This is a genomic window from Pseudomonadota bacterium (assembly GCA_018823135.1).
Taxonomy (GTDB): domain Bacteria; phylum Desulfobacterota; class Desulfobulbia; order Desulfobulbales; family CALZHT01; genus JAHJJF01.
In genome coordinates, this window is the sequence record JAHJJF010000039.1 from 1 (window position 1) to 8,895 (window position 8,895).

Annotated in this window: 6 protein-coding genes; all 6 read right to left on the bottom strand. The window is 45.2% G+C overall.

Features of this window, described 5'->3' with window-relative positions:
- On the bottom strand, positions 1-597 hold a 597-nt coding region (locus KKE17_03385), incomplete at its 3' end, for a hypothetical protein (GenBank protein ID MBU1709027.1).
- Between the two features lie 402 nt (positions 598-999).
- Positions 1,000-1,752, bottom strand: a complete 753-nt coding sequence (locus KKE17_03390; protein ID MBU1709028.1) for a PEP-CTERM sorting domain-containing protein — start codon at positions 1,750-1,752, stop codon at positions 1,000-1,002.
- Between the two features lie 674 nt (positions 1,753-2,426).
- Positions 2,427-4,718 carry a tetratricopeptide repeat protein gene (locus KKE17_03395; GenBank protein ID MBU1709029.1) on the bottom strand — a complete coding sequence of 764 codons (2,292 nt, stop codon included), beginning with the start codon at positions 4,716-4,718 and terminating at the stop codon, positions 2,427-2,429.
- Positions 4,719-5,472: 754 nt separating this feature from the next.
- A complete protein-coding gene (locus KKE17_03400) occupies positions 5,473-6,033 on the bottom strand; it encodes a PilZ domain-containing protein (GenBank protein ID MBU1709030.1) in 561 nt (186 codons plus the stop codon).
- Between the two features lie 135 nt (positions 6,034-6,168).
- A complete protein-coding gene (locus KKE17_03405) occupies positions 6,169-7,728 on the bottom strand; it encodes a sigma-54-dependent Fis family transcriptional regulator (protein ID MBU1709031.1) in 1,560 nt (519 codons plus the stop codon).
- A 108-nt stretch (positions 7,729-7,836) separates the two neighbouring features.
- Positions 7,837-8,895, bottom strand: a 1,059-nt coding sequence (locus KKE17_03410; protein MBU1709032.1) for a nucleotide sugar dehydrogenase, incomplete at its 5' end; no start/stop codon positions are given.

Below are 8,895 nucleotides of genomic sequence, written 5' to 3' on the forward strand. Positions count from 1 at the left end.
GAGCATAAAAACAGGCGCACAAATCATGAGGCCAAGGCTGGCGCCGGCTATATCCGTCATCCGCTTCCATTTCGGCATTCTATGATTTGCCGTTAAGATGATATCGTGGCCCGTTTTTTTGCTTTTTCCCCGGGCTTCAGAATCTTTCACCGGTGCTGCTTGTTGCGACGGCCCTTTCCTTGCCAGATTCCCTGTACCAACAGTTGAAGAAGGATACCCATGGATAACGTACCTGGGCGCCGAGCCAGTTGCAGAGATAATTGACGCATCTATTTGTCGGGCGAAATTCCCGGCATCTTCCTTGGTTGTCGAATAGAGGAGGATCCCGACCTGCTGTTTGTCAATCCAACCCATCTCATCTGTCAGGCGTATCCTCCCGGGCAAGATGTTGAGTAAATGTCGGATTGACGGCTTGTTTCTATCCGCCTTTTTCACCTCATAGGCAATGAGTGAAAACCCGTGTCCATTTCGATCGGCCCGGGCCCGCTCGCGCTCAATACTTGCAGCAAACTTTGTTTGCGGATCAATGCATTGCCCTCCTGCACCCGCATGCACGGGGCTTACAAAAAGGCTATTTATTACAGAATGAAATGCCATTCCTCATCTCCTGAATCCTGAGGGTTTCATAAACAGTCAAATGCTGAATTATTACCCCGTATAAGAGCAACTTCAAAAACGTACCGCCCGTCCGCATCGCGTTTCGGCGTCTCGCAGGGTTTGCTTACATACCGATGTCAAAAAATTCCGTGCTAACCCGAACCCGGGTAACTATATCTTTATGGTGTTTTACTGATTTATCACGGCGCTGTTTTTGATATTATTCATGGAAAAAACTTTGATTACACCTTTCGCTGTAACAATGCTTCAGGTCTGCGGAAAACTTTTCCGGATTTGTGGATTTTTTTTTGCACTTGCAGCCATCAACCAAAAAAGGCCCCTGGGGTTTCTTTTCCCCAAGGGCCTTTGCCGATCAACACAAAATTATTCAAGACATAATACTTACGCCTGATTATTAAATTTCCGTCTGCTGATCCCGGCCAGACCGATCAATCCAGTGCCAAGGAGAAACATTGTGGCCGGCTCAGGTACCGATTCAACATGATTCAGGTAATCGTTGCCACATTCCATGGTCCAATGCAGTGCTGCATAAGAGCCTTGGGCCAAGGGACCACCCAACAAATCAAGATTAATGCCGCCTTCGATTACATAAGATGTTGTGACACCACCCCAGTCGCCACCCATATTACCGGAGCTGTAGGCATCAGCTTGCGTCCATGTGGCCAAAACCGTTCCCGCACTTGCCCGCCAAGGATCGGCATATTGTTGCACAGAGGACATCTGGGTACTTTGCCAGACAGGATTGCCGACAAGAGTATAGGTGACATCACTTGTGCTCTTGTCAATTGAAAATTGAATGGCAAAATCATATATTCCGTCATTTTCAATGTCCAGGGCTAAATCGCCCCGTTTATAGGTATAATTATGACTGGCCCAGTAAACGTCATCTGCAAGATTAAACCCGGTCTGAAGTCCGAAGTACAACATATTATCTTGTACACTTTGAGTCATACCGAGATGCTCGATATCAAAATACTGACCACCACCGCGGGAAATAACATTATTCCCTGCCGCGTAGTGACCATCCCATTCAGTTGTATCGAATACACCGTCAACGGTGATTGCCATTGCACTTCCGGCCGTCATAAAGGTCACAACACCGGCAAGGACAACTCCTTTTACTATTGATTTCATTTTTTCCACTCCTGCTTGAATTATATAAACTGAAAATTACTTCAAAATTGATTATGTTACAGAGTAAATGCATACTCTGTGCCAAACACCCACACCATTAAGCAACAAAAACGAAACATGCTGATTTAATTAGAAAAAATTCCGTTGATCGGAAAGCGAATCATCACAACTTGTGAAACCAAGAAGCCTTTTCCGCTCCCTGAAGACATCTTCGCCCCAAATATCGCAAAAATAATCCGGAAAACTGGAATACTAATTTTTATCAAATAAAAACAGCCTGTTATGATAATAACCCTTTTTATGCTAATAACCGAGAACCGATCACAATTATTGATTTATCAATAATAACAGGTCGTTATGGCGATGAAGGGTTGTCCGCTTTTCCGGAACAAGACAATCCGGAATTTCGAATTTTTTTTCCACGGGAAATAAACATGGACTCGAAAAAACAGGGAGGGGAACAAAGCAAAGAGCCTTCAACGAAATACTGTCCAATTCAAGGGAGGCGGCGACCCGCTCACAGGCTGATTGCTGCCCCCCTGAAGTCTACAAGATTATTGCACCAACGATCCGTTCATAATGCCGGACTATCTGTTTCCTGAACGCGGCTACATAAAACATGCTCAAAGGCCCAGGGTTAAACAGCGATAAAGAACGCCCCACATTACCCCAATTTACTTCTTCAGTTCATTAAGCTTTGCTCGGGCCGGCGCGGCCTCGGGAAAATCCTTGCTCAGTGCCAGGGCTTTTTGCAGATGTTTAATTGCCGCATCCTTTTTCCCGGTCTCAGAAAGCGCCAGGCTTAAATGGTACAAAACCGTTGGATTATCAGTAAGCCTTTCCTCTGCCTGTACAAACTGCGACAAGGCAAGATCATACGAGCCGCGCTTATAATGAATCCAACCCAATGTATCGGCAATGCTCGGATTATCCGGCGCACCGCTCTTCGCGACCAATGCCAGACGGAGAGCCTCTCCAAGGTCATCGGTGTTTTCAGCCAGATACCAGGCCAAATTATTTGCAGCAGGCACAAAAACAGGATCGATTTCTAAAATTTTTCTGTAATGCTGAAGCGCTTCCTTGGATTTTCCGTTCGCCTCGAGCAATACCGCAAGCTGCATGCGAGGCCTTGTCAAGTTAGGGTTTTCGTCAAGAACCGACTTATACTGATCTATTGCTTCATCAACTTTGCCGTTCCTGATCAGCACCCCGGCAAGAAACATATATGGTTCAGGATTTTCAGGCTCAAGGGTTATGGCCTCTCGATATTCTTTTTCCGCTTCTGCATATTTCTTATCAGAATCATAAATCCGCCCCAGAAGAGAATGGAACCCTGCATTTTCCGGAAATTCCGCAGACTTCTTCTTTACCAGCTGCATTGCTTTATTTTTATTTCCTTTCTTTATATGAAGCGTCGCCAGGCTGCTCAATGCAACAAATGACTGCGGCGACAACTCCAAAGCCTTGTCAAAAGCACCGACAGCCAGATCAAACTTTTCCTGCGCAGCATATATCAAGCCGATATAGTGCGCCGTGGCTGAATCCTGGGGAAGGATTTTTTGTATTTTTGTAAACAACTCGAGGGCTTTTGCGTATTCTTTTTCAGCAATAAGGCACCTTCCAAGGATTAAAGCGGCTTTAAGGTTTTTCGGTTCCAACTGCAATGCGCGCCCCGCCTCCACTTTTGCCTCGTTAATAGAACCCTTCTGGAAATTCAGCTCAGCCAGCAAAGTCCGGGCCTTATAATGCATCGGGGAATACTTGACCGCCTCGAGTGCTGAATTCAGAGCAAGCTCTTGCTCCTGCCTGCCGAAATGCGCCAGTGCTTTAATGTAATAGGCGTCCCCGGCCCTGGGTTTTTCACGCAGGATCCGGTCAAGGAGCTCAATCGCAGAACCATATTCCCGGTCTTTTACCAAGAGCTTTGCCTTAACAATCCTGGCATCAAGATTCCCGGAATCCGCTTTCAACGCCGCTTCCATTTTCTCACTGGCTGTATCAAATTTGCCAAACTCAAATGCCAGATCGGCAAGCAATGCAATGACTGATGCCGGGTTGTCTGATAATTTTATTGCCGTATTATAGGCAATTTCAGCATTATCATAATCATTTTGGCTGCGGTAAAAATTTGCTAGCAAAACCTGATAGTTGCTTTCTTCAGGGGCAAGCTGTATAGCCTGCTTGAGGCTTGCCAGGGCTTTATCAAAATCTTTAACTTTTTCGTGAAATCCTGCTTTCGCTAAAAAAGCCTGCGGGGAATTGTTCAAGACAGACACCATCTGTTCAATCTGTTTTTCAGCAAGATCCTTCTTCCCCTGCATCATGTAAAACTCAGTTAACGCCAGATGGTTTTCAATCCTGTCCTTATTAATTTCCAAGGCTCTTTTGAATTCATCCTCGGCCTTTTTCTGATCACCGCTTGAAAGAAGGATTTTGGCGCGCAGAACCCGGAAACGATCATTGTCCTGTTCCAAACCAATCGCTTTATCCACAGCTGCAAGGGCTTCCGGGTATTTTTTCTCCGTGGCTTCGAGGTTTGCCAGCAGAACCAGCGCGCTGACATTTTCCGGTTCCTTGGATAAAATCAAATCAACCTTTTCACGGCACTGCTGACGTTCGCTTCCAAAGAAAAGCATACTCGCAACTTTCAACTGCGCATCAATATTATCCGGGTTCAGTGAGGCGGCAACATTCAACGCAGCAAATGCCTCTCTTGGTTCATTCAAACTTAAATGAGCAAGCCCCAGCTGGTATCTGGCTTCGGCATGTTTCGGATTGGCCTGTACGGCGTTCTTAAATTCAATCACTGCAGCTTTATAATCAGCTGCAGCCACAAACTCCATGGCCTTACTGTAATACTTCTGGCTTTTCTCTTCCGAATTAGAGCACCCGCTTAACACAAGAATGAGAACAAAAATTGAAGCCAGAACCCTGATTCCCAAAAAACGACTTACTGATAATTTCATAATATTTACTTGCCTTTATTTTTTTGGATTTTTCAAGACGCCCAGTAAAAGATAGCCTATTGATTGAAAGGATGAAAGGCTTAACACAACAATTTACTGCAAAAAAAAACTCGCCCGAATATTTCACGGGTTGAGCTGGTGAGCACCTAAATAAGTAAAAGCTCGATGCCAATCGATACAAACTGTCATTATGATATCCGTCTTAGCATCCCGCAAAAAAGGTGAATTTGCGGCATGCTTTGCAGTCGGGAGTAGACCGGCTCGGCCATTGATGCAATATCTTCCAGGACCCCTATGACAGAATAACATCACCATCAAATTCATTCAATTTCATTATTGATCAATTGTAAAAATCCTCAATTGCAGCCCCCCCGCTCCTGGCAAACAAAGTCTGCGAGCCACGGGCAATCTGTTCCTGCGCATCAAACTGAATTTATAGGGCGGACCTGACGTCAGACTGTAAATTTTTCCTGCTTGCCTCTTTCTTGAGCTTTCCCATAACGGCTTTTTCTCAAAAAAAAGCAGATTTTTTAATATTTTGGAATTAATTCCTGGAATTGATTCATTGTTTCGTTCGGGTTTGCGGAATACAATATATCGAAAACTGCATAACACACTGAAAGAACGATCTTTATTGACATAAGAACATTTTCCTGCGCCGAGGAAAATTGTCCGCTTAACAGGAAGAATGCTCGAAAAGTCCGGGAAAAAGCGATTGGCAGGGATTAACAACCCCGAAAGGAAAGTGACACGACTACATCAAAGAAGAACTGATACGGTTCCGCAAGACAATTTTCATGTCTTCATTCAGGAAAGTAAAGGCAATGCCGGCTAAAAATCCTTCATCCTTTTGAGCATCAGTACACCAGCGAACTTCACCGATGCCGGTGATGGAATCCATGGTGAAATCAGAACCGAATTTAAATGCCATCATTTGTTGGGTGGGAATCCTGTCATAGCTCTGGATCTGCATGCCGCCGAGACTGATATCAATGGTTTTCGCCTCTTTTTCGACAATCTCCTTCTGCAACCCCATGCCCTCAAAAGGCGACAGGAAAAGGGAATAGCTGCCGTCGATACGACGATACAGTCTGCGGTCGCTGGCCTCAGAGGTTTCGAGCATCATGCGGTCCTGCAACAGCTCGTATTCCCTGATATAATGATTGCACCTATCATACTGAAGAGAAAGACAATAAGTCTGGATATGGTCCGGCATTGGAATATACAACCCACCTTTTGAAATATTGCATTCCTTGAGGCCGTTTTCTTTAATCCAATGTGGACATGATTTGGTCAGCTTATGGGTTTCTTTCATTCGTTTCGCACACAAAAATTAGTAAAATTAAATTACAAGAAATAAAGGAGATGGCCTCCTAAAGCCACACTGAAAATCCCTGGTGAAATTTTAGTATAATATGTATGCAAAATCAGAGCCAACGCATCTGAGTTTTTAATTTTTCCCTGGCTTGCCTGACAACCCATGTCGTTTCATTTTGTCATACAGGGCGGTTTTGCCTACTTTAAGAATTTTTGCAGCTTCCTGGACATTTCCTTCGTATTTATCCAGGGTGTTTTTGATGATCGTGCATTCGATATCGCCGAGCAGCGTCTTTAATGGCTCCCTGGAAACCCTTTCCTCAAAAGGTCCGAAAATCCCACCCTGCACCGCCCCCCCCATTCCCTGGTCAAAATGAATATCCCGCTCGGTGATCGTATTGTTCTGAGCCATTAACACCGCTCGCTGAATAACATTTTCAAGCTCCCTGACATTTCCCGGCCAGTCGTGAGAAAGCAGCTTGTCAATCACCGAATTCGGCATAAAGTCTATTTCCTTTTTAAAGGCCTTTCGGTAATGCCTGACAAAATGAGTGGCAAGATCAAGAATATCGTCTTTCCTTTCTCGCAAGGATGGGGTCGTGATATTTATGATATTCAAGCGATAATACAGATCCAATCGAAAATTCCCTTCTTTTACGGCTTTTGCAAGATCAATATTAGTTGCGGCAATGATCCGTACGTCAACATGAATGGCCTCAGTTCCGCCAACCCGGATTATTTCACCGTTTTGCAGAATTCTTAAGAGAGAAGACTGCATCTTGGGGCTGATATCGCCTATTTCATCAAGGAATATCGTGCCGCCGTCAACGATTTCAAATTTCCCTTTCTTTCGCGCCACGGCTCCGGTAAAGGCGCCTTTTTCATAGCCGAACAGGTCGCTTTCAAGCAGGTTGTCATTAATGCTGTTACAGTTCACCTTAAGAAAAGGCTTGCTGTGGCGATTGCTGCATTTCCTGATAAGGTTTGCCGCAAGTTCTTTACCTGTCCCGGATTCACCGGTTATCAGGATGGTCGCATCCGACATGGCAACCTGCGACACCATATCTTTAATTTTTCTGAGAGCCTTGCTGCTTCCAACCATCTCGTCGGAATACTCAAGAACTTTAAGCTGATTCATGAGCGCGCCAACCTGGTCGGCCAGGTGATTCCTGGTCTTTTCACTTTCGTTCAGCTCCTCAATTTTACAAAGGAGAATATCTTCGATGTTATGGTTAAAAGCGGCAATTTCCTGTTCCTGGCTTTTGCGCTGGGTAATATCACGCATGTTGACCAAAATCAGGCAGTCGCCTTTATATCCATGAAAGGGCACAAAATTATATTCAACAATTTTATCGCCGATCTCCATTTCGAGACTCTCAGCCGAGCCTCTGGAATCTTCACGCTTGACCATCTTGACCGGGCAGGCCCCGATACAGGGGCTTTTTGCGTGATGCAACCCTTCGAAGCAGATTTTTTCTCGCAGGTCCCCAAAAGACATTATGGCATTGGTATTCATATACTCAATGATATAATCCTCCCGAATAAGGAAGACCATGTCCGGCATGATATCAAGCAGGGCGCGCCAGTTTTTTACCAGCCGCTTGACTTCCCGCCTGCTTTCCTGCAGTTCACTGCTGGGGTTTTCTTGCACTGCTTTACCCGAATCAAGCATCTTTATTTTATTGCATTCCATTAAAAATTAACGCGTTAGCATCCGCCAAAATTATTACCCTGACCTGATCCATCACTAGTATCTTTTATATTTATCCGCTCACAGCGTTTTCAACAATAAAAATAATGATTACGCAGGGACAACCTTGCCTTCCGTTCCTTTTTTACCGCCAAAAACATTCCGTGTGTCAACCAGGAGTTTTGCATGCTCAAGAATAAAATCATAATCATATGCTGAATGATCGGTGGCCACAAGCACGCAGTCAACGGAAGAGAGGTTTTCTTTGGTTAAGGGAGTACTGGTTAATTCATATGAATATCGCCTCACCGGCTTTAAAGCCGGGATGTGCGGGTCATTGTACATGACTTCCGCGCCTTTTTGATACAGCAGTTCCATTAACTTGAATGAAGGTGATTCACGGCAATCATCAACATCTTTTTTATACGCCGCCCCCAGAAGAAGAACTTTTGCTCCCTTGATGGTCTTTCCGTGTTCGTTTAATGCTTCAACCGTTCGCTGAATAACATAATAAGGCATTGCAGAGTTGATTTCTCCTGCTAATTCGATGAATTTTGTCGGAAAATCAAATTCCCGCGCCTTGGAGGTCAGATAAAAGGGATCAATGGGGATACAATGCCCGCCCAAACCCGGACCGGGGTAAAAAGGCATGAAACCAAAGGGTTTGGTGCTTGCAGCCTGTATGACTTCCCAGACATCAATATCCATGCGATGACACAACATCTTGAGTTCGTTAACCAGAGCGATATTGACACTTCTGAAGATATTCTCCAAAAGCTTCGTCAATTCGGCTATCTGGGTTGAGGACACCGGAACCACCTTCTCAAGAGATATGCTGTAAGCTTTCTGGGCGATACGCGTTGAATCGGCATCAATGCCACCAACGACCTTGGGAATATTGGCGGTTGCGAATTTCGGGTTGCCCGGATCCTCTCTTTCCGGCGAAAACGCCAAGGCAAAATCAACTCCGCCTTTGAGGCCGGTTTCTTCCAGGATCGGTTGCAGCACTTCAACCGTTGTTCCCGGGTAGGTCGTGCTTTCAAGGATAACAAGCTGGCCGGCGCGAAGTGTCCTGGCAATGCTTTTTCCGGTTGCCTCGATATATTGCATGTCAGGTTCACGATTCTTGGTAAGTGGCGTCGGCACGCAGATAATGAGGATATCGGGCTC